18 protein-coding genes and 1 pseudogene are annotated in these 22,817 nt (G+C 35.6%); 2 read left to right on the top strand and 17 right to left on the bottom strand.

What is annotated here, in order from left to right:
- Positions 1–369: 369 nt before the first annotated feature.
- Positions 370–1,407, top strand: coding sequence for an isoaspartyl peptidase/L-asparaginase family protein (locus tag GWI58_RS10375; protein WP_004242876.1), 1,038 nt, complete (start codon positions 370–372; stop codon positions 1,405–1,407).
- A gap of 307 nt (positions 1,408–1,714) precedes the next feature.
- Positions 1,715–2,707 carry a tyrosine-type recombinase/integrase gene (locus tag GWI58_RS10370; protein WP_110229234.1) on the top strand — a complete coding sequence of 331 codons (993 nt, stop codon included), beginning with the start codon at positions 1,715–1,717 and terminating at the stop codon, positions 2,705–2,707.
- An 82-nt stretch (positions 2,708–2,789) separates the two neighbouring features.
- Here the strand turns inward: GWI58_RS10370 and GWI58_RS10365 are convergent, their stop codons facing one another.
- From GWI58_RS10365 to GWI58_RS10290, 17 genes and pseudogenes are all read right to left on the bottom strand, one after another.
- Entirely contained in the window at positions 2,790–4,241 is a 1,452-nt protein-coding gene (locus GWI58_RS10365) for an AMP nucleosidase (RefSeq protein WP_161769157.1), read from the bottom strand.
- Between the two features lie 71 nt (positions 4,242–4,312).
- On the bottom strand, positions 4,313–5,653 hold the full coding sequence (locus GWI58_RS10360) for a hypothetical protein (RefSeq protein WP_161769156.1): 1,341 nt from the start codon (positions 5,651–5,653) through the stop codon (positions 4,313–4,315).
- 122 nt (positions 5,654–5,775) lie between these two features.
- Positions 5,776–6,684, bottom strand: a complete 909-nt coding sequence (locus GWI58_RS10355) for an AEC family transporter (RefSeq protein WP_020945627.1) — start codon at positions 6,682–6,684, stop codon at positions 5,776–5,778.
- A 192-nt stretch (positions 6,685–6,876) separates the two neighbouring features.
- Positions 6,877–7,359, bottom strand: a complete 483-nt coding sequence (locus GWI58_RS10350; RefSeq protein WP_094959172.1) for a GNAT family N-acetyltransferase — start codon at positions 7,357–7,359, stop codon at positions 6,877–6,879.
- 158 nt (positions 7,360–7,517) lie between these two features.
- Complete coding sequence (locus tag GWI58_RS10345) at positions 7,518–8,000, bottom strand: hypothetical protein (protein WP_094959171.1); 483 nt, start codon at positions 7,998–8,000, stop codon at positions 7,518–7,520.
- A gap of 261 nt (positions 8,001–8,261) precedes the next feature.
- Positions 8,262–9,254, bottom strand: coding sequence for an alpha/beta hydrolase family protein (locus GWI58_RS10340; RefSeq protein ID WP_094959170.1), 993 nt, complete (start codon positions 9,252–9,254; stop codon positions 8,262–8,264).
- Positions 9,255–9,566: 312 nt separating this feature from the next.
- Entirely contained in the window at positions 9,567–11,132 is a 1,566-nt protein-coding gene (ahpF, locus tag GWI58_RS10335; protein ID WP_017628129.1) for an alkyl hydroperoxide reductase subunit F, read from the bottom strand.
- A 92-nt stretch (positions 11,133–11,224) separates the two neighbouring features.
- A complete protein-coding gene (gene ahpC, locus GWI58_RS10330; protein WP_004242845.1) occupies positions 11,225–11,788 on the bottom strand; it encodes an alkyl hydroperoxide reductase subunit C in 564 nt (187 codons plus the stop codon).
- A gap of 292 nt (positions 11,789–12,080) precedes the next feature.
- Positions 12,081–12,788 carry a hypothetical protein gene (locus tag GWI58_RS10325; protein ID WP_110229237.1) on the bottom strand — a complete coding sequence of 236 codons (708 nt, stop codon included), beginning with the start codon at positions 12,786–12,788 and terminating at the stop codon, positions 12,081–12,083.
- A gap of 281 nt (positions 12,789–13,069) precedes the next feature.
- Positions 13,070–13,225: a hypothetical protein gene (locus GWI58_RS17715; RefSeq protein WP_004242841.1), complete on the bottom strand. Its 156-nt coding sequence runs from the start codon at positions 13,223–13,225 to the stop codon at positions 13,070–13,072.
- Entirely contained in the window at positions 13,218–14,036 is an 819-nt protein-coding gene (locus GWI58_RS10320) for a PadR family transcriptional regulator (RefSeq protein WP_110229238.1), read from the bottom strand. Before GWI58_RS10320 ends, GWI58_RS17715 begins: the two co-directional genes overlap by 8 nt.
- 355 nt (positions 14,037–14,391) lie before the next feature.
- Positions 14,392–16,224: a swarming inhibition tyrosine decarboxylase DisA gene (disA, locus tag GWI58_RS10315; RefSeq protein WP_110229239.1), complete on the bottom strand. Its 1,833-nt coding sequence runs from the start codon at positions 16,222–16,224 to the stop codon at positions 14,392–14,394.
- Positions 16,225–16,737: 513 nt separating this feature from the next.
- Entirely contained in the window at positions 16,738–17,763 is a 1,026-nt protein-coding gene (locus GWI58_RS10310; RefSeq protein WP_161769155.1) for an NAD(P)H-quinone oxidoreductase, read from the bottom strand.
- A gap of 130 nt (positions 17,764–17,893) precedes the next feature.
- On the bottom strand, positions 17,894–18,778 hold the full coding sequence (locus tag GWI58_RS10305) for a 4Fe-4S binding protein (RefSeq protein ID WP_004242836.1): 885 nt from the start codon (positions 18,776–18,778) through the stop codon (positions 17,894–17,896).
- A gap of 20 nt (positions 18,779–18,798) precedes the next feature.
- On the bottom strand, positions 18,799–19,671 hold the full coding sequence (locus GWI58_RS10300) for a dimethyl sulfoxide reductase anchor subunit family protein (protein WP_004248022.1): 873 nt from the start codon (positions 19,669–19,671) through the stop codon (positions 18,799–18,801).
- Positions 19,668–20,297: a DMSO/selenate family reductase complex B subunit gene (locus tag GWI58_RS10295; RefSeq protein ID WP_004242832.1), complete on the bottom strand. Its 630-nt coding sequence runs from the start codon at positions 20,295–20,297 to the stop codon at positions 19,668–19,670. Before GWI58_RS10295 ends, GWI58_RS10300 begins: the two co-directional genes overlap by 4 nt.
- Positions 20,294–22,690: pseudogene (locus GWI58_RS10290) on the bottom strand (DMSO/selenate family reductase complex A subunit). The gene GWI58_RS10295 and the pseudogene GWI58_RS10290 overlap by 4 nt, the downstream one beginning before the upstream one ends.
- Positions 22,691–22,817: the final 127 nt, after the last annotated feature.

Genomic DNA, 22,817 nt, shown 5'->3' with positions numbered 1-22,817 from the left:
CTTGGTTACGATAATTGATCGAAGTCACATATTTAATGTTGATGGAGTTAGCTATTTTTTGATTTTGCTATAAATTTAACAGCGTTAAAAATAAATAATAACCAACATACTTTTATTTTAATATTTTATTTGCAAGATTTAATTTTAAATTAATTGCATAAAACTCCTTAAATATAACAGTTTGATTATTATAGCATTAATTTAAATTAAAATTATTTGTTATTTTTGCCTGTCATCAGACCACTTATTAGGTAAAGTTTTTATATAGTGATTATTGCAGTTAATAATTATATATCAAATAACAATATACAATTAAAGTAATAACATCCCTGCAAATACACAACTCAATCCGATTAAGAGAAGGTTTATATGAAAAACATTAACTATAAGCTCGCTACACTTACCCTTTGTACTCTTTTTGCCTCTTCTGCGTTAGCTAATAATACACAAGCCCCTATCCGCCTCGTTATTCATGGTGGTGCAGGTACAATAACGAAAGATACCATCACCCCAGAACAAGAAAAAGAATATAAAGCCAAACTGACCGAAGCATTAAATGCTGGATATGCTGTTTTAAATAGTGGAGGCACCAGTATTGAAGCCGTACAAAAATCGATTAATGTTATGGAAGACTCTCCTCTTTTTAATGCAGGTAAAGGTGCTGTTTTTACTCACGATGGTAGAAACGAACTTGATGCTTCTATTATGGATGGTAAAACGCGCAAAGCGGGTGCTGTTGCTGGTGTTACCACAGTAAAAAATCCGATTAATGCCGCGATTGCGGTAATGGAAAAAAGTCCACATGTTATGATGGTTTCTCAAGGGGCTGATCTTTTTGCCAAAGAGCAAGGGTTAACCATCGTTGATCCGAGTTATTTCCGTACTGAATATCGTTGGCAACAACTACAAAAAGCATTAGAAAAAGAACAAGTTGTATTAGATCATGATGGTAAAACTGCGGCTCTTTTTGCTGATCCGATGATGTATGATTATAAATACGGCACTGTTGGTGCTGTTGCATTAGACCAACATGGTAATTTAGCGGCGGGAACATCAACAGGTGGAATGACCAATAAACGTTATGGTCGTGTGGGCGATTCCCCTATTATCGGTGCAGGTAATTATGCGGATAATGAAACGGTTGCGGTATCGGCAACAGGATCAGGTGAAATGTTTATTAGAACGCTGACCGCATTTAATATTGCAGCCCAAGTTAAATATCAAAAACTACCTCTAGAGCAAGCGGCACAAAATGCACTTGATGAAGTAAAAGCAATAAATGGAAGTGGTGGTGTTATCGTATTAGACAAATCTGGAAACTACACGATGAGCTTTAACTCTGAAGGAATGTATCGAGGCACCATTGGTAATGATGGCAAACCACTAGTCGCCATTTATAAAGATTAACCTTCATTATTTTAAAACAATGCCTTTGGTTTTTAGCGACTGTTATTAAAAATACAGATAAACCAAGGGCATAATATTAAGCCATTTCCACGATCATCCCCCTATTTTGATCTCTTTATTCCTTTCATGGGTAAACCCCACTGTTCACTTTGCACTCCAAAACAGTTCACAAAACAAACGTTATGCGCTAAAAACAAACACGATCGCCTCTACTTATTAAAATGATCCTTTGAAAAAGTAGCTTTTTTCTTTTTTAGATCTGTTAGAATATTCAGCATAGTTATATTGATTTAATAAGGAAATTGCTGTGGATTTTCACCACGACGATCAAGAAATAACACCAGAAACATCACTTGTATTGGCGGAAAAACAACCATTATTAGATCTCAATGCAACTTTCACCTCTCCGACACAAACTAACCCTGCACTGGCTTATTTACGCAGTTTAGGCTCTAAACGTAGTCGCCAAACGATGGGATCGTTTTTAACAATCGTGGCAAAAATGATTGGCTTCTCTTCAATAAAGCATTGCCAATGGGGAGCACTTCGTCGCCACCATATTCAAGCAATTATCGACATGTTATCTGATGCGGATAAAGCACCCGCCACGATTAACACTTATTTAGCAGCACTAAAAGGTGTCGCTTTAGAAGCATGGGCGATGAAGTTGATGGATACAGAAAGCTATCAACATATTCGCCAAGTAAAATCGGTAAGAGGAAGTCGATTACCTAAAGGTCGAGCGCTTACTGGACATGAAATTCGCGCACTTTTTCGTTGTTGTGAAAAAGACCACTCCTCAAAAGGTTTAAGAGATGCGGCCATATTAAGTGTACTACTTGGCTGTGGATTACGCCGTTCAGAAATTGTTGCGCTTAATTACGAGCATATTCAATTTCGTGATCAAGCCTTTATTGTCAGAGGAAAAGGTAATAAAGAAAGAATATCCTATATGCCAGAAGATACTTGGCTGCGGGTTCAATTATGGATCGATGAAATAAGGGGATCACAAGATGGCGCCCTTTTCACACGTATTCGTCGTTTTGATGATGTAACGGATGAACGAATAACTGACCAAGCCATTTATTATATTTTAGAGACACGCCAACAAGAAAGTGGCATTGATAAATTTGCTCCTCACGATCTGCGACGCACTTTTGCCTCTGCAATGTTAGATAATGGCGAAGATATTGTAACCGTAAAAGATGCGATGGGTCATGCCAGTATTATGACTACACAGCGCTATGATAGACGTGGTGATGATCGCCTTAGAAAAGCGGCTCGACATTTACGTTTTTAGCTTTTTATATTGTAAAAATATACCCAATTCAATCAATGATATTGGGTATATAAATTTTCATCTTATTAATTTTGGCTATGGCTTATCTAAATGGTGGCTCATTAAAGGTTCTTAATTTACGCGAATGTAATTTATCCTCTTCGTCTTTTAATAACTCAATTGCATGAATACCTATTTGCAAATGCTCTGATACCGCACCTTCATAAAAGTGATTAGCTTGTCCTGGTAATTTTATTTCACCATGTAACGGTTTATCAGATACACATAACAAAGTGCCATAAGGAACGCGAAAACGATAACCTTGAGCGGCAATAGTGGCACTTTCCATATCCACGGCAACGGCTCGACTTAAACTAAATCGCCTTGATGTCGCTGAAAAACGTAATTCCCAATTACGATCATCAGTTGTCACAACTGTTCCTGTTCTTAATCGCTGTTTGATTTCATGTCCAGGCTTACCGCTAATGGCTTTAGTAGCATCATAAAGTGCACGCTGAACTTCAGCAATATTAGGAATAGGAATATCTGGCGGTAATACAGCATCTAAAATATGATCATCCCGTAAATAAGCATGAGCTAAAACGTAATCACCTAATAATTGGCTTTCTCTTAAGCCGCCACAATGACCAATCATTAACCAAACATGAGGACGTAAAACTGCCAAATGATCACAAATCGTTTTGGCATTTGACGGCCCAACACCAATATTCACTAATGTTATTCCCGGCCCTTCTTTTGCGATTAAATGATAGGCGGGCATTTGATATTTTTTCCATGTCAGATCAGAAATTAATTTTTCCGGATCAACCGTATCGGCGGTTATTTGCTGAAAACCTGCACAAGAAAGTGCGCAATATGGACTATTTTTATCAGCAACTTGTGCACAGGCCCAACGAACAAATTCATCCACATAGCGGTTATAATTGGTGAATAAAATATAAGGTTGCACATCTTCAGGTAAAGTTCCGGTATAATGCTTTAAACGTGCTAGAGAGAAATCTGTCCGTAGTGCATCAAAATGTGAAAGTGGTAAAAGTTCGCTGTCATCAATTAAACCATCGGTAATATCATCACCAATTTTAGAGAGATCGGTAGTCGGAAAATATTTTGCTAAAGAAGTGCTCATTGACCGATCAAAACCGATGCCAGTGCCATCAATGACAAAAGGATATGGTATTTCTTGTTTTGAGGCCGTCACTTCAAAAGAGACATGATAAGCATCCGCAATAAGTTGCAGTTGCTCAGTTAAATAATTTTCAAATAAAGTTGGATTGGTGATAGTCGTAGAATAAGTACCTGATTTTGATAAACGCCCATAAGCTCTTGTTTTATCTTCTATTTTTACATCACCATACCAATGTACGGTTAATTGTGGATAAGCAAATAGACCTTCAGCCCTTTGTTTTATATCAGGTAATTTTCCATCTTGAGCATACATAATAATAGCATTACGTAAGGCATCAACAGCATTTTGATATTGTTGTTTTAACTGATTAATAATTTTTTGAATTTCTGGGTTATGAGGTTGTGACATAAAGGAGCCTCTACTTATTCTCACGTTTTTCACATCATAGCAAGAAGCTCTATTTTGACCAAAGGATAAAATTAATAAAATTTATATGAGCATTCTCCACCTAATGAGACTAGTTGTCCATTATTTAGTCTTAACGTAATATCAACGCTGTCTTCTTTAATGATTTTATTTCGAGCTAGTAGATCGAAGAATTGCTCTCCTAGCCTTGGTTCTTTATTATTTAGTTGTTTTTTTATCTCGTTCATCTTTTCATTTAAACTCTTATCATCTGTTCTTTCAATATTATTATTAATAGCAACCATATCATAGATAAAATTATATAATTTACTTTCAAATGGTTGAGCTAAGGGGATATCTCGATTTATTTTATCGCTACTTTTTTTAAAAAAATTTATTTTTAATTCAATTAAATCATTAGAAAGAGTCTTTATACTATAAATTTGTTCTTGCTTAACAACATCATTGCTAGAAAAAGATGTTGTCAATGTGTAGTAATCAAAAGCATTATTATATGATTTAATTAAGGTAATCCCTTCTTGATTTAATAAATAATAAATTGCCTTTTTATTTTTCTCTGAGATATCTTTGATTAAAGTTTCAAATTCTTTCATTGCCTCGTTTTGATTTTTACTTTTTATTTCTTCACCATTGATAATATAAGTATTTCTATTTATATCTTTCATTAGTGCCTTTTTTATATTTAAGTTAGCATTACCATTTTCTGTTTCTAAGCTAATATTACTATTTTCTGTATCTAAGCTAATATCACTATTTTCTGTATCTAAGCTAATATCACTATTTTCTATCGCTTTGCTTACGAGCAGTTCTATTGCACTAAAGTTAACTTGATTAAAGTTACTTTTATTAAGCTTTATGTCTATTTCACCAGAACGTATTTTATTATCTAATTCAATATACAACTCAGCAAAAAGTTGATCATTAAGCTCATTTTTATCTAGCTTTTCATATAGACATTTCAATGCGATTTCATTAGAAAAAATTGATGAATGTCGATTAAATATATTAATCATTGTTGACATTTTATTAATTTGTTCATTGTCTATATCTTTTATAAAAATATTATAATTATCTATTAAAATTGTAATGTCTTTATTATTCGGATTACTCAAATTATCCTTAATATTAATTGTTATATTTTCTTTATATGCATCTGAAGCCATAGTTTTTAGCATTAAAACATGATATAGCATTTTAAAATTGTTTTTGTCATCAAATTTCTCTTCAACTACAATATTTTCAACTATTTTTAGTGCTTTTTCTTTTTTGTTTGATTGGAACCAGTCTTTTATTTTATCCCATAATGACATAACATCTTTTGTTTTTTCTCCTTGTGATATTCTTAATATCTGTAAACTAGAAATATCATTGTGATTAATTTTTACACTCATCATATTTTCCTCTTAAATTAACCATATAATAATTAAAATTATATTTAAGAGAAGAACACTTTTAGTGAAACTATGCTATAAAAAATCACCCACGATAAATAATATTAGTCGCATTTCCTTTAAATTTATGGAATTAAAAAACTTAATACGATCGGCAAGGTAATTGCTGCAAGCATGGTTTGTGAAGTAATGATCCCCGCCATTAGCTCAGAGTCCCCTCCTAGCTGTCGAGTTAAAATATAAGAAGTTGGGGCTGTAGGGATAGAAAAGAAAATGACTAAAAGCATCATAACTAATGAAGATAAACCTAAAAAATTAGCAACACTATATGCAATTATCGGTACAATAAGCAACCGAGTCACTGTGTTAATACTAATCATTTTACTTTCTGCTTTTAGTGTTGATAAATGTAATGCCGCACCAATACAGATAAGCCCTAAAGGTAAACTAGTCGCAGCTAACAATTTTAGAAACTGATCGCTACCAAAAGGAAGCCCTATTCCTGATAAATTGATAACAATCCCTATTACGCAAGAGATAATTAATGGGTTTTTAATGATTGGGAAGATTAATTGACGAAAAGTGACATTTTGCCCTGCGGTTAAACAAAGCACTGAAGTCACATTTGATAGAGGAACCAAGGTTGCTAATATCAAAGCAGCTATTCCTAAACCTTCAACGCCAAATAAATCAGCGACAATAGCTAAACCTAAATAAGTGTTAAACCGAATATTGCCTTGAACGATCGCACCAAAACGGCCAGCAGACCAGCCGGTTATCTTTTTAAAAATAACACACAAAATAGTGGTAATGATGACTACTGAGAAAATAGCCCCAGCAAGGTGAGGTAATTGAGGATCAGATAAAGGAGCATTAGCCAAGCTATTGAGAAGTAATGCAGGAAAGAGTAAAAAATAATTTAATTTTTCAGCCCCTACCCAAAATGCAGGTTCAAATGCTTTATTTCTTCTTAAAATAGCGCCTAGCGCAATTAACGCAAATAAAGGCCATAACGTTAACAACACATTTTGCATAGTGTTTGCCCCAGAAAAATAGTCATAATTTACAATATCGTAACATTAGCAAAATTACCAACTGATATTGTTAATATAAAAGCTAATTCAAAAAATGATAAAAATAAAAAATTTTCGCATTTTAAGCCCAACTTTTTCTGTTCTATAATGCTAGGTATAATTTTTATGTCAATAAGGCACTATTTATAAATTTTATAAATCAATATACATTCGATAACAGTGTAAACTTGCCTGAGCCAAGCTAGAATAGTACTCTCGCTCTTCTAAAACAGTGAACCCTTGTTTTAAATAAAATAGCATCGCATTAGGCGTTGCATCTAAAAATAACTGAACAAAATTTCTTTGTTTAGCTTCATATTGTAGCTGTTTAAGAATAAGTCCTGCATATCCTTTTCCTATGCATTCTGGTAATGTAAAAATGGCTTCAGCAAAGCCTGTTTTAAGATCTAAAAAACCAGAAGCCACGGGAATAGACAACTTTTTATCATCAATAACATAGAAAGGATTATTAATAATAGATTGTCTATAGCCGTCAGGCATTTCATCAGGAGTCCAAGCGGCTAATATATCGGGCGGATAGACATGTTGACAGCCAAAACGTAACGCTTTATTTCTTAAATACCATAATCGTTTTGCTTCATGAGGCTCCGCAAGCCTAAGTTGAACACCTTCCATTATAACCTCATTAGTCACTGTATATATTGCAATTATAGAAGTTATTATTCACTATTTTTATATTTTCTTCTTATACCACTATTATAATATTATTTTTATAATGTCCTAAGTGTATCCATTACGCCTGATACACTTAGGCTAATTCACTTATTAGTTAACTATTTTAGTATGGTTATCTTATTATTTTCATCGTTATTACACTCAACATTATTCGAAGATGGCAATAATAATGCAATAACGTATCCTAATAATAAAATAAAACGCACTATCACCATTGTATCTGAAGAAATAAGTAATGGATATGGTGTAAGGGCCATGGTGCCAATGGTAAAGATCAGTGCAATAGTGATAGGATATTTGAAACCGAAATCTCTTACTCGTTGAGTTAAAATAAGTGCAAATACGTAGATTTGTGCTATTAGTAATATGAATTCGACTATACCATAAGAACTAAAAGAGAATTGGTAAAAAAATAATTTATCAGGATCATTCTCAACGGAATCAGGTAACAAGGTCATAAATAACATATATATTAAACCGTTTACAATACCAAATAACACAGAAAAAACCACTTCTGCCCCTAAAAAAGAGAGTCTATCCCGTCTTTTTTCCTTCCATTGATAAACTATTTTAGTTTTCATATTCAATCCTTTCTATTTTAAAATTGTATTCTTTCATATCATATATAATATACTTAACATTTTTACCTAAAACTATATGTTTATAAGACATTATAAGTAATTTTAGTATATTCTGTTTTGATAATTGAAAGAAACAGTCAACAAAGTTATAAATACCTTCAAGTACATATGATGAAATTTCAGACGCACTATATTGGCTCTAAATAGATACTACCGCTCTTTTATCTAATTGATAATAGAGCAGTTTTATCATTTTAAAATTTATTTCACCATTTTATTGATCCACTTAATTTCTTCGTTAGTGAATCGAATATTGCTTTCTTTATTTGTATCAGTATCTTGCAATATTTTCTCTTTAATTAATTGGCTAACAGGGACAATAATATTAAAATGGTCTCCATTTTTTATATTATAAATTTTCAGAGGAATATCGTGTTCCATTGCAACCACACGTAATTCATTGAATTCATCCCAAAAATAATCATGACCTTCAAAATAAAATGTTGGTGTTTTTATTGATTTAATATAGCGGTATACAGAGCGGACATTAAATTCTTCTTCGTTATTTTTATCAAAGGGTAATTCAACCATCATCCGCCCTTCTGTGCGTAGTTTAAGATCAGGTATTCCTCCTAAAGAGAATATTGCCCTGAATTTATCACTGTATTCACTAGCCAATAATGCTCTCGTTCCCCCAGTGCTATGTCCTACTACGTAAATACGTTTAGGATCAACATAAGGTAATGACGCTAAATATTCTCTAGCTGAGTCTAAATCTTCTAATTCACCATAAAACATTTCATAGCGACCAGGGTTGGTATTTTCACCACGAAAAGAAGGTATCATGAGTACCATATTAGGATCACGAAACGTCGCTCCTGTTTGGTCATTTTCAACTGGTTGTGGTGTCCAAAAATAATCATCTCCTCCTATCCCACCATATCCTCCATTCAGCCAAATCACCGCAGGTAGTTTATTTTTTTTATTCGCCGGCGGAGGGGTTAAATAAGCATACATATCACCTAGTTTGGCAGGATATTTAACTACATTGAATATTTCTGCTGGCGCTTCCCAAGGTGCTTCAGTATTGTCAAAACTATCATTTATAATTTGTGTTTTAAAACGCTGATGTGCTTCAAATAAGGTTTCATCGCGAACATCAATATTCGCATTTGCCGAGAAAGTACCAATTGTTAGTAAAGAAAAAATAAGCGCAGGAACAATTTGTCTAAAACATCTCTTTTTTAGAACCATATCAATCAATTTCCTTATAGATTATTTAAGTAGTGGAATAATAGTATAGATAGCTTAAAAATTTTGAATAGCATTTTTCTTGAACAAAGAAAAATAGATGTAAAAAGTATCTTAATTGGAATGGTTAAATTGCTTAAAAATTAAATAGGCAGAAAACGGCTTTTGTTTTGAGAAGTTATTTTTAAACAACACCCTGTCCACACTTGAACACTTAAGGGCACTTTTTAGCTCTTTTTAATGGTTTTATGTACAAAAAAAGGCATCTTAAAAAAGATGCCTTTCTCGATAACTTATTGATTATCTTTGATTTACTTATTTTGCAGTCGTACGAATTAAGTAATCAAAGGCGCTTAATGAGGCTTTTGCACCTTCACCCGCGGCGATAATAATTTGTTTATAAGGAACAGTTGTACAGTCACCCGCAGCAAATACCCCTTTAATATTGGTTTCACCACGTGAATCAACCACGATCTCACCAATTTTATTACGCTCAACAGTTCCGTCTAACCATTGTGTGTTTGGCAGTAAACCAATTTGGACGAAAATACCCGCTAAGGCAATATCATGCATTGAATCGTTAGTGCGATCTTTATATTTCAGTCCTGTTAACTTAGTACCATCTCCATATACTTCTGTTGTTTGGGCATTTAAGATAACATCGACATTACTTAAGCTACGCAGTTTCTTTTGTAAAACAGCATCGGCTCTCATTTCTGAGGCAAATTCTAGTACGGTCACGTGCTCCACTAAACCAGCTAAGTCAATGGCAGCTTCAACACCGGAGTTACCACCACCAATAACAGCCACTCTTTTACCTTTAAATAGAGGACCATCACAATGTGGGCAGTATGTTACACCGCGAGTACGGTACTCGTTTTCACCCGGTACGTTCATATTTCTCCAGCGAGCACCCGTGGCAATAATTAAGCTACGGGTTTTTAAAATCGCACCAGATGCGGTTTCAATTTGGTGTAGATCACCTTCCGCTGCTCCCGGAATTAAACGGCTGACAGTTTGGCTGTCAATGACATCAACTTGATAATCATCAACATGAGCTTTTAAAGCCCCAGCTAATTTTGCACCTTCGGTTTTAGGTACAGAGATATAGTTTTCAATATCAACAGTATCGAGAACTTGTCCACCAAAACGTTCACCGATAAGACCTGTATTTAAGCCTTTACGTGCAGCATATACCGCCGCTGACGCCCCTGCAGGGCCGCTTCCGACAATCAGAACATCAAAGGCATCTTTTTTATTTAATAACTCTGCAGTGCGTTTTTCTGCATTGCTATCTACTTTGCTAACAATTTCAGCTAAAGTCATACGACCTTGGCCAAACTCGTTGCCATTTAAGAATACCGCAGGAACGCCCATGATATTACGTTCCTGAATTTCATTTTGGAACATGCCTCCGTCGATCGCCGTATGGGTGATGTTCGGATTTAAAATCGCCATTAAGTTTAATGCCTGAACAACATCAGGGCAGTTATGACAAGAGAGCGAATAATAGGTTTCGAAATGAAACTCACCGTCTAACTGACGAATTTGTTCAAGTAATTCTGGGGCTTCTTTAGATGGATGACCACCGGTTTGTAATAATGCTAAGACTAAAGAAGTAAACTCATGACCTAATGGCGAGCCTGCAAAACGAACGCCCGTTGTTTTCCCTGGGTTGGTAATAAGAAAAGATGGTTTGCGCACATTAGCACTGTTATCTTCACGGTATGTGACTTTATCAGATAACGGTTCAATTTCTTTTAATAAGGCTTGGATATCAGCAGAATGTTTGCTGTCGTCTAATGTTGCAACTAACTCAACTGGCTGGGTTAATCGTTCTAGGTAAGCTTTCAGTTGAGCTTTTAAATTATTATCTAACATTTTTGCACCCTCAATAAAATCGGGTGCCGAAACACCCGATAAATAACTACGTTAGTAGCTTCTTTAGTGGCTTGATTCTTATTTAGAATTTTTTAGATTTTGCCAACTAAATCCAGTGATGGAGCTAAAGTTGCATCACCTTCTTTCCATTTTGCTGGGCAAACTTCACCTGGGTGGCTAGCAACATATTGAGCTGCTTTTACTTTACGTAACAGGTCAGCTGCATCACGGCCAATACCTTCAGCAGTAATTTCGATTGCTTGGATGATACCTTGTGGGTCAACAACGAAAGTACCACGATCTGCCAGACCTTCCGCTTCACGCATATTTTCAAAGTTACGAGTTAATGCGCCAGTTGGGTCACCGATCATGCCATATTTGATTTTACCGATAGTTTCTGAGCTGCTATGCCATGCTTTATGAGTAAAATGAGTGTCAGTAGAAACAGAGTAAATTTCTACACCCATTTTTTGGAATTCTTCATAATGATCAGCTAAGTCACCTAATTCTGTTGGACAAACAAAGGTAAAGTCAGCTGGATAGAAGAAGAAAATGCTCCATTTGCCTTCGACGTCCTTTTCAGTCACTTCTACGAATTGACCGTCTTTAAATGCCATGTTTTTGAATGGTTTGATTGGGGTATTAATTAAAGACATTGTATTTCCTCCTGTTTGGTATGAATCTAATGTACCTATTCCAATTGAGAATATCTAATACATTCCTACTATCATATCAATAGGTTTTACCTAATGAGTTTAATAAATTGATAGAGATAGATTAACGAAATGTAGCGACTAACGCAAATGACTAAAAAAAATACAAAAAAACACGATTTAATGACAAAAAAAGCTAATTATTGCTATTTTTAGCAGTAAAACTATAAAATTAACTCTATAAAAAGTAACAATTATTTTTTCAATTTAGCGCTTTTTATCACATATATATAGATCAAATCTCTTTGGCGGTTTTTAAAATAGTATAAGTGCATTTAAAAGCGGCCTGCTGGATCCGATAAATATCTTGTTTATCGGTGGTAGATTGCACAACTGCATCACCGGCTTGAAAACGTTGTAGCTCTCCCCAAGGCGCTTCCATTGCAAACTCAGCGGTTTGTTTTGGAACAATAAAATAGTTCATTTCAATCCCTTTAGGGATAAAAACTTGATAGCCTTGCCTTATCGGTGTGATGCTTTTCGCTTTGTCTGCATCAGCCAGATTATAGCGCTGAGCAAATTTATCTCTTCTGACCAGAATTTCTTCATTACCTGTTGCTGGACAAATATTTTGTACAACCCAATCACCCGCTTTGGCTGGCTCCGAAATAGTTTCAACCCCTTCACCTTTTATGTAAGTGGTGATCACTTCTCCTTCTTTTGCAGGTCTGGCTAAAACGGGTTTGGTTTTAATTGCCACACCAGTGATGGCCATTTTCTCCGCTTGAGCAAAATAAGAAATGCGATCTTTTTGAGGTAAATGAGTGAGTGATTCAGCCACAGAAAATCTAGGTAGCAAGGCAGAGGCGAGAAATAATATTGCTATGCTATTTTTATAATGTTTGTAAGGCATATAGGTACTGTTTATCTTATCTGTCATCTTATTTATCTTATCTATCATCTTATTCATATAGATGCATGGGTAGCATTTTGGTTTTACCATATATCAATGGTATCTCGAATATTATGACAAATTAAAAAATAACAGTATCAATAAAATCAGCAAGTAATAAACTAAGAATAAAAAAGCGAGGAGTCTCACAACTTATAATAAAAAACTAATAAAAAACTACCGAAATAGTTATAAAGTGCCTCATTAGTAGTGAGAACTATTTGAAAAAACAGTGCGTTGAAAGAAATGATGACATGATAAAAGAAATATGCAAGGCAACATGATCAAAACGACAGAAGCTATAGCATATGGATAGCCTCTGTCTAGCATTATCATAGTCTACCTGTTTTTCGTAGCGCTCGTCGAAAATAGGATACTGGCATTTTAGGACAAATTTGCTCTTTGACGGCTGGATTATTTTCTAGCTCTTCTTTTTCAATATCATTATTTTTGCTTCTGTTCCGTAATGGTGTTTCTGTTTTATTCATCTTCCCTTACCTCAGAGATCAATGCCTCATTAATGGCTTCTATTTTTTCGACTGCTTCATTAAGTATAAAAGCAATGCGTTGCGCTTTTTCTACAGAAAGTTGTTTCAATACTAGCTTATGACGTAATACCGCTTTTAATTTTCCTACCGCAAATTCGATTTCCTCAGAAACTCCCCCTGCGTTTTGTGATAAATCACGTGCATAAGCCAGTTTATTTTGAATATTTTTTTCTGTTTCTTGGTTTTCTGCTAAAAATGCTGAACCTTCTGGCGTAATACTATAATTTTTACGGCCTTTTTCAGCGATATTAGCAACAACTAAATCTTGCTCTTCTAATAGTGTCAGTGTTGGATATATAACCCCTGGACTTGGTACATATAGTCCTGAAGATGCTTCGTCTATTCCTCGAATAATTTCATACCCATGGCTCGGTTTTGCCGCGATCATACTCAGCAAAAGAACACGTAAATCACCATGGTCAAACATACGTTTTAATTGACGACCTTGGCCCCTTCCTTTTCCTTTACCGGCACCACAACCTCGGCCATGTCGTTTACCATGCTCTTGCTGTTTTTCACCGTGACAACAGCCATGATCGGCATGACCATTATACTCATGACTTTGCTCACCATGTTGGCAACATTCGCCATGACGTTCTTGGTGATGGCCCCTTTCACCATGACAACAATGTTCATTATTGCCATTGTGGTGTTGTCCTCTGTGTTTACCTTTACCACCACAACGTCCGATGCCATGACCACCATTATCGGTGTGTTGTTGATAAAGCGAATGTAACACTTGGATCATCATAATATTCCCTCATTTTTTAGATATATCGAAATCATTGATAACCAATATAATCCGATATATCTAAATGATCAAGTTTTAGATATATCTATTTATTTTTATCTATCATAAGGAATAGTAACAATATGATTTATCTATAGTTACATTCTATAATTCACGCTTAATTATGAATGATTCTCATTCTCGAGCTTGATTTTATGTGCTATTCATAACGAAAATAAGAAGCTAGACAAACGAAACAAGCAAAGGAAGGAGTAATTTTAGTGACAGCGTCACTTTTATAAGGGTAAAATAAAAAAGTTAGCAACCTTTTCCTTGCTAACTTTTACTATGTTAAATAATAAATAGAACAAAATAGCTATTTTAATGCAGATAGGACAACTTTTTTAATATAGTCGCACCCTGCTTTAATATGCTCTTCACTCCATTTATCAGAGTTTTTTATCGTTAATTGTAAAAGACTTAAGTGGTTAACTTGCTTCCATTCATCTTTGCCTAAATGACATTGTTGACAAAACTGAGCAGGTATATCATCGCTATTACGAGCACACAGCACTAATAGGTTGAGATCTTGCTTATATTGGCTCTTTATTTCTAAATTTTTATAAATAGCATTATTTAGCTGATTTTGTATTTTTAAACATTGGTTGCCTTTAATTGCAATGGCAAAAGTGAGTTTATTAAAATCTGAAACTGGCAAAATATGAATAGCATAAGAGATACCCGATTTTTCAAATTCGTTCTCTTGTTTTAATTGTTGTTCCAGTTTTACTCTAGCTTCCCATTGATTTTGAGCGCATTGTCCATACCCAAAATTATTAAAAGCATATAGCTGATGGATCCCCCACATTGATGCAACCGCAGGTGCTGATTGGATCCCATCAATTTCATCGGGAATATTCCCCTCTTCTGGGCACAGTTTTGGCGGGTTAGCGAGAAAACGACTTAATCGAGCATCTTTTATACAAACAATCCCCGTAGGATAAGGAGAAAATCCCGCTTGAAATGGCTCAAAAGAGACAGAGTCAGCTCTTGAGAGCTGAGTAAAACTATCATAAATATCCGAGGTTAACTCAAGTAAAGGTGCTTCTTGCTTAAGTTTATCGCACAATATGTTATAAGGGATGATGCTATTATTTTCGTCAAGAAACAGGCTTTTCATATAGCCTAATTGGGATGCATCAATGTGAATATAGAATGAGTTGTTATGTTGTTTTTCACACTCTTCACGTAATTCGAAAAGAGGCTTAAGTTTGTCAATGCTACCGTATGTCGATGAGCCTAACACGCCAATAATACCGAGTATCGGCTCTCCCTGCTCGATTAAGCGAAGCACAATATGACGCGTTTTAGCTATATCTGTTTTAAACTCTTCATCTATTGGTAAGGCAATGAGATTATCATAACCTAACCCCAAGATATCCATCGCCTTCTTCCAAAATTCGAAGCGGTATATCGGTACTAGTAATTTACCTAAATGCATCGTTCTTGTCATGCCGGTGCCACGACAAGTTAAATGGCTGACATCATCAAAAATATCTCGCTCATATAGCTGTTCACTGATGGATAAAATATCAGTGATAGACATATTAAATAACTCAAATGCTTTTTTATCTGCAACCAGATCTCTTGATTTTGGATGACGTGCAATCGCCATCGGCAGTGTTTTTAAATTTCTCAAAGCCCACAAAATTTCATAACAAGCAAAAACATGACTGGTGGTAATATGTCCAAATGCTTTATCTGGTTCAAAACCGATTAGTTTACACAAATCATGAGTTATTTTTTGCTCTTGCTGTTTTTGTATGGGTGAATGTTTGTTAAAAACATTATCAGCATTATAGGCCAGTGCAGAAAGGTAGCCTAATTTCGCCAATCGCATGACGGGAGAGTTGTAATGTGAGAAATAAGGCTCAATCTCAGGTTTATTATTCACTAGCTGCTGGTTTAAATTATTTAAAATATCACCATAAAATCCCTTCACAGCTTTATTTTCAATGGTATTGCTTTTTATTTTGTTCTCTAATCTCTCATTAGTATTTATCTGTGAGTTATTTGGACTAGAATAAAAGGACTCACTATCCATCAACATCTTTACCATCTCTCGATGATAACATGTTAGGGTATCCACGGTTCGGGTATCAAACACACGCTCTGCAGCACTCAGACAGGTTTCTTTGTGATTTGCCATCATCGCACCTATATATAAATTTTTGTTATCAATTTTAATCAGAATTGAGTTTATTTTACGTAAATAATTAGTCTCTTTTTAAATGATATACTACATGATGAGTAAGAATCTTCTTTATTTTATTGATATCAGATAAGATTTTCCAAGTTCGTTCTAAAGTTTTTACTTTTTCATGATAAATGATTTAGTTTTATTAATTAGTTTATAAATTTCATTATCAATTTTGATTTATGCTATTTTTCAAAACTTATTATAATATTTTTACCATAGTCGATACTTAAATCTGTTTTATTTTAAATAAGTGATTTTTTATCTTAGATAAGATGGATTATTAAGTGAGGTTTATTTTTATAATGACGCAAAAAGCACAGGATCATATTAAAGCTTCTTAAATTTTTTATAGAAAATAAAAAAACACATAATATCTTTATTATGTGTTTTTTCAGAATAATCGTGATTGAGAATGAGAATGCTTTTATAACTTATAATAAATAAAATAAATTTATTTTCGCTCTACACAAGTGATTTATTCATATCAATCTCAAGCACTACTTTACCAATTAAGTCACCAGACTCCATTAATTGATGTGCTTTGGCAACTTCTTGTAAAGAAAAGACCGCATTAATAATAGGCTTAATTTGACCTTTGATAATCAACGGCCATACTTGTTGTTTTAATTCTTGTGCTATATGCGTTTTTTCTTCTGGCGTTCTAGAACGCATGGTAGAACCTGTATGACTTAATCGCTTAAGCATCAGTGGCATCATATTTAAGTTTTTAGGGGCCCCTTTCATCATGCCAACTTGGATCACTCTGCCAAATTTCGCCGCAACTTGATAATTTTTTTCCACATAATCGCCGCCGATAATATCAAGTATGACATCAACGCCTTTACCTTGAGTTAATACAGGAATTTCTGTAGCAAAATCTTTCTCACGGTAATTAATAACATGATTAGCCCCTAATTTTTGGGCAACTTCGGCTTTTTCTTTTGAACCTACTGTTGTGTAAATTTCACAACCAAGATTGTGCGCTAACATAATCGCCATAGAGCCAATCCCAGAAGTGCCCCCATGGATCAAAACCGATTCCCCTGCTTTTAACTGACCGAGTTGAAATAGATTTGCCCAAACAGTAAATAAATTTTCAGGTAATGCTGCCGCTTCAATATCGCTTAATCCTTGCGACGGTAAAGCGATATCTTCATGGACTAAACAATATTCAGCATAACCGCCACCAGCAACTAAAGCACAAACACGATCACCTATTGCCCATTTTGTACAATGTTCACCTAATTTCACCACTTCCCCAGCAATCTCTAATCCTAATATAGGAGATGCATCGGCTGGCGGTGGATAACTACCTTGACGTTGAAAAATATCAGGGCGATTAACACCCGCTGCATTAACTTTTACCAACATATAATGAGGGGGTAATGATGGTAATGGGCTATTTTCTAATTGCAGTTTATCAACGCCACCGGGTTCAGTAATAACCACTTGCGTCATAAAAGCAGGTAATTCATTATTTTTTATCATGATGTCACCTTACTTAGAAATGAATGAAATCTTTATCAACAATCACTATCGCATAAAAATAGTCATTTTATTTAAGTAATGATGTTATTGAGATGAATTTATTTTTGCATAGAACAAATTATAAACACCGTTATAGCCATCCCTGTTTTTGATGCTGAGTACAAATCGGACATAAGGTGGCATTAGGCTCCCAAGCAAAAAAAGCAAGACGGCATTTATCACATTGTGCATCATAATAATGGTAGTGTGTCGGTGTGCTATTTTTAGCAATTTGTTCTACGACTTTTATTGATTTTGGAAAACAGACAACTTGGCAGTTCATACAACCGGTACAACGTTTTTCATCAATGATAAAGCGATTATCTTCGATTGTGATTGCACCTTCATCACACACCTTGGCACATGCAGAACAAAGAATACAACTTTCTTTATCTAATTGAATATGGAACCAGCTATCTTGCGGATAAAGCTGTTTCCTTGCATTTAATCCTGTTTTTACGTGACCTTTATTAAGTGGCTTTTCATCTAATTTTTGTCGAAATAGCATAAAGCGACGACCACTATCGACCGGTTCAGGCTCCACTAAAACTAATTGCCAAATAGGCTCTTGTAAGGTTTTTAATTGCAAATTAAGTTGTGCGAGTATCGGCAGCCACTTATCAACCAAGGGTTCTGCTATTTTCATACCACGTATTTGATATTGTCGATGCCAAACCAAAAGCTCTTCAATACTGGCCAGTGGTTCATCATGATTAATGACTAATAGATTATCTTGAAAGCTACGTTCATGGGGGGAGATATTTTCTATAGCATCAACAGGACAAGTAAATAGACAATTACCGCATTGGAAACAACGCTCATTATCTATTTCAACGTTCAAAAGACTAAAAGTGATAGCGTCCACAGGACAGACTTTTGAACAGCTATCACAAAGGCTTTGTTTGAGGCGTTTCCTAACACATTTATCATTAATGATAGGTTCAGGAGGAAGATCTACCCTAATAAAACGCCTCATACTTCATGACTCCATTACTATTACTTAACAATAAAAAATGCAAATCGGTTAAGTATTTCAGCAATTAACAGGACAATACCGCTACCCCAAATTAGAGATAACCCAGAAGTAAATACAGCTATACGATATTTATACAGGCTATATCCCATCATTAATATACTGATAATAGACAATATCCATGCAGATATTCTTAATCCGAAAGTCTCATTATACGCAATTATAGGGGTATGAGGAAAAGTAATTGCATCATTGGTTAATTGTATTTCTGACATCCATGATAAATAAAGTGGTTGCTCTGCCATACGGATAGTCACCGCAAGAAAAATACCAACCAAAGCACTTAATACTATTTTTTTAGCAAGTTCGCCATCAGCAAAGGCTTTAACCCTTATTGAAGTGATTAATAATGTGATCACCGCTCCCGCAGAAAAAACAGAGCCGATAAACATAAAATAGGTATTAACATGCATCCAAGTTATCATCGATGTGCTGTAATAAAGCGAAGCCATACAGAAAATATCCACTAACCCCAGTAAACCGATAATGGCTAAGAGGGTTTTATTCATATGACCTTTTATTAGTACTAGCAAGGTATATAAACATAATGCGCCCAGGTAAAGAGCAGCAAAGATAATCTCACGGCTTAGCCATGATGATGATATATGGCGTAAGGCATGAAACGCATTCCACGGATATCCCATATGCAATGTTGAGGCTAATAATCCTAAGCATCCCAATATAGCACTTGTCAGTAATACGGGGCGCAAAGTGCGTGTTGCTCGTTGATTACCTATTTCTTTCTCTAACCAACAAAAATAGAGGGCAGTAAAAATAGTAACACCAACAGAACTTTGTACTAACAAAGTAAAGGTAACTAATGGCCATTCACTCATGCTTGGTTCCCTCCTTTTTTAATTGCACCAGTATGTGGTTTGATGACCAAATTAGGGTGAGTGATTGTAAAATCAGGTAACCCTTGAACTTGGCTTAAATGGCCATATTTAGCACGTAAATCTTTAATTTTTCCAAACTTAATCGCATTTAATGGACATGTATCAACACAAATAGGATTTTTACCTTCTGCTAATAAATCTACGCAGAAATCACATTTCGACATTTGTCCTGTTTCAGTATTCATTTGTGGTGCACCATAAGGACATGACCATGAGCAATAACCACACCCAACACATTTGCTGGTATCAACACGGACAATGCCATCTCCGGGGCGTTTATGCATTGCTGTTGTTGGACAGTTTTTTACACATATAGGATCGTCACAGTGATTACATGAAATCGTTAATGTGTATGCAAAGACATTATTTTCAAATGCACCTTGCCCATTAGGCGCAAATCCCCCGCCCTGTATTTCATAAATACGGCGAAAACGGCGCCCAACCTCTAAATTATTTTTATCTTTACATGCAACTTGGCATGCTTTACAACCTGAGCAACGAGAAGAATCAATAAAAAAGCCAAGCTGTTCATCGCTAACAGGTGCATATTGTTTGAATTCACTCATGCTTTGGTTACCTCAACTAAAACGGTTAAATGTGAATTACCATGGGCTAATGGTGTCATACGTGTTGATGTCAAAACGTTAGGGCACCCACCATGATCAACGCCGTCTTTATCAGGAGACCACCAAGCCCCCGCCTGTAAACCAACCACACCAGGAATAATTCGCTCGGTAACTAAAGCAGGTATTTGGGTGATCCCTCTGTCGTTATAGATACGCACCATATCGCCATTTTTGATGCCTCTATTTTGTGCATCAATAGGGTTTATCCACATTTCTTGGCGTTGTACCTCTTGTAACCAAGGGTTAGCATATTGCGTTGAATTGGCTCTATTTTTTCCTTTCCAAGTTAACATTTGTAGTGGATATTTCTCGGTCAATTTATCTTCTGGACCTTCAATTGCAGGAACATAATGAGATAATGCAGGAATATCGACATTATTCATGTCATAGAGACGTTTAGGGAAAATTTCAATTTTTCCTGATGGAGTTGGGAAAGGATGATTTTCTGGATCACGAATATTTTCTTCAAATGCAACAAAAGGTGCATCTTTGAAAAGATAGCGGCGAGTCTTGAGTAATTCATCAAAAGTTGGGAAATCAGGTCTATCTTTAAAGCGTTCTTTGTTAGTATTAACGAGATAAGCTATCCACTCTTTTTCTGTTCGTCCTTCGGTAAAAGCCTCTTTGACGCCCATTTTCTCAGCAACATCGCTGATCCATTCATAATCAGAACGTCTTTCAAAAGCAGGTTCAACGACTTTTTCTGACAGTAAGAAATAGTTGCCCGTTCCCCATGTATTACCGATATTCCAACGCTCTAAAAAGCTCGTTTCTGGTAAAACTAAGTCTGCGTATTTGGCTGACGGAGACATATATAGATCACTAACAACGATAAACTCTACTTTAGATTCATCTTCAAGTAACTTAGCTGCCGCATTAACATCAGGGTTTTGATTGACAAGATAGTTACCCGCTAAAGAAAAGATCATTTTGATATTACTATCAAGTTTATCGACGCCAATAAGGCCATCTTCTGGCGTCACTTTGCTCGCATCCTCAACAGCTTGCATCCAATTCATAATGGATATTTGTGCAGTTACCGGATTTTTGCCAATATTGGGACCACGAATAGATTGACGGTTACCAATTCCGCCATATCCAGCCGCCCAAGCGCCTTTTTTACCCACATTCCCAGTAATTGCTGCTAATAACGTTGAACCACGGGCGGTACGTTCACCACAAATATGACGTTGTGGCCCCCAACCTTGAATTAAGGCCGCGGGTTTTGTCATCGCATATTCACGTGCTAATTGACGGATAGTATTAGCTGGGACTCGTGTGATTTTTGTCGCCCATTCTGGGGTTTTCGCTATACCGTCTTTTTTCCCTAATAAATAAGCCATTAATGATTCGTTAGCTGGCACCCCTTCTGGCATATGATCTTCATCAAAACCTACCACATATTTATCGATAAACGCTTTATCATGTAAATTTTCGGTCACAATGACATACATCATTGCATCCATCAGTGCATTATCTGTGGTAGGAAGTAAAGGGATCCATTGATCAGCTAAAGATTGGGCTGTATCTGAATAACGAGGATCGACAACAATAAATTTGGTCCCATTATTTTTCATTTTTTGAAAATAGTGATTGGTGTGACCAAAAATGGTTTCGTTGGGATTATGTCCCCACAAAATAACTAAAGGCGTATCCGCTAAAGTATCAAGAGAACTTCCTGTTTTAGATACGCCATAAGTATAAGGTGTGACTTTAGCGGTATTCCCTAAGCTCACTGAGTGATAATAAGGAAGATATCCTCCTGTGAGATTAAAGAGTTTTTTCATCATAGTATCACCAGAGAAGATCCCCCCAGTGACGGCGGTATTTACCGTAAGAAAACGACTTGCTGCACCATGCTGTTGAGTTAATCGTGTTACATTCTCAGCAATTAAAGAGGTTGCTTCATCTCAAGAGATACGCTCAAATTTGCCTTCACCGCGCTTACCCACACGTTTCATGGGATATTTAAGTCTATCCGCATGATAAGTGAATTTACGATAACCTCTACCTCTTACGCAGGCTCTCATTATCGGCATTTGTTCATCTAAATCAGCATCTGGTCTTGTGGTAATACGGGTAACAATCCCCGCTTTAACATGAGCTCGGATATCACATTTACCACCACAGTCAAAGGTGCTACATGTTGCGACGACAGTAGCAGGTTTCTCATCAATGTTGGCAATAGGTAGGCTTTTATCAAGATTGGCCTGTGCATTTTGTGCGAAAAAAGGCATACTCACTAATGCTGCACTGGCTTGTACAAAATGACGACGCGTTAATGGCATCCCCTCTTGGTTAGCAAGCCTTTTTTCTTGTTTTTTTATAGACATATCATTCTCACATAACTATTTTTATTAATGAAAATGATAAAAGATAGTGGATACCCCTTATTGATACATATCAATACCACTTAATAGGTAAGCGAATGTTTCAAAACTCCGTTCGCCTTTGTATGGG

It is taken from the genome of Proteus sp. G2674 (assembly GCF_009915195.1).
GTDB lineage: Bacteria > Pseudomonadota > Gammaproteobacteria > Enterobacterales > Enterobacteriaceae > Proteus > Proteus mirabilis.
Note: the sequence above shows the minus strand (reverse complement) of the source record. Positions and strands in the feature narration are given on the sequence as shown.

Coding starts and splice junctions, on each gene's coding strand:
- GWI58_RS10375 (WP_004242876.1), top strand. CDS start 370: ATGAAAAACATTAACTATAAGCTCGCTACACTTACCCTTTGTACTCTT.
- GWI58_RS10365 (WP_161769157.1), bottom strand. CDS start 4,241: ATGTCACAACCTCATAACCCAGAAATTCAAAAAATTATTAATCAGTTA.
- GWI58_RS10360 (WP_161769156.1), bottom strand. CDS start 5,653: ATGATGAGTGTAAAAATTAATCACAATGATATTTCTAGTTTACAGATA.
- GWI58_RS10355 (WP_020945627.1), bottom strand. CDS start 6,684: ATGCAAAATGTGTTGTTAACGTTATGGCCTTTATTTGCGTTAATTGCG.
- GWI58_RS10350 (WP_094959172.1), bottom strand. CDS start 7,359: ATGGAAGGTGTTCAACTTAGGCTTGCGGAGCCTCATGAAGCAAAACGA.
- GWI58_RS10345 (WP_094959171.1), bottom strand. CDS start 8,000: ATGAAAACTAAAATAGTTTATCAATGGAAGGAAAAAAGACGGGATAGA.
- GWI58_RS10340 (WP_094959170.1), bottom strand. CDS start 9,254: ATGGTTCTAAAAAAGAGATGTTTTAGACAAATTGTTCCTGCGCTTATT.
- ahpF (WP_017628129.1), bottom strand. CDS start 11,132: ATGTTAGATAATAATTTAAAAGCTCAACTGAAAGCTTACCTAGAACGA.
- ahpC (WP_004242845.1), bottom strand. CDS start 11,788: ATGTCTTTAATTAATACCCCAATCAAACCATTCAAAAACATGGCATTT.
- GWI58_RS10325 (WP_110229237.1), bottom strand. CDS start 12,788: ATGGTAAAACCAAAATGCTACCCATGCATCTATATGAATAAGATGATA.
- GWI58_RS17715 (WP_004242841.1), bottom strand. CDS start 13,225: ATGAATAAAACAGAAACACCATTACGGAACAGAAGCAAAAATAATGAT.
- GWI58_RS10320 (WP_110229238.1), bottom strand. CDS start 14,036: ATGATGATCCAAGTGTTACATTCGCTTTATCAACAACACACCGATAAT.
- disA (WP_110229239.1), bottom strand. CDS start 16,224: ATGGCAAATCACAAAGAAACCTGTCTGAGTGCTGCAGAGCGTGTGTTT.
- GWI58_RS10310 (WP_161769155.1), bottom strand. CDS start 17,763: ATGATAAAAAATAATGAATTACCTGCTTTTATGACGCAAGTGGTTATT.
- GWI58_RS10305 (WP_004242836.1), bottom strand. CDS start 18,778: ATGAGGCGTTTTATTAGGGTAGATCTTCCTCCTGAACCTATCATTAAT.
- GWI58_RS10300 (WP_004248022.1), bottom strand. CDS start 19,671: ATGAGTGAATGGCCATTAGTTACCTTTACTTTGTTAGTACAAAGTTCT.
- GWI58_RS10295 (WP_004242832.1), bottom strand. CDS start 20,297: ATGAGTGAATTCAAACAATATGCACCTGTTAGCGATGAACAGCTTGGC.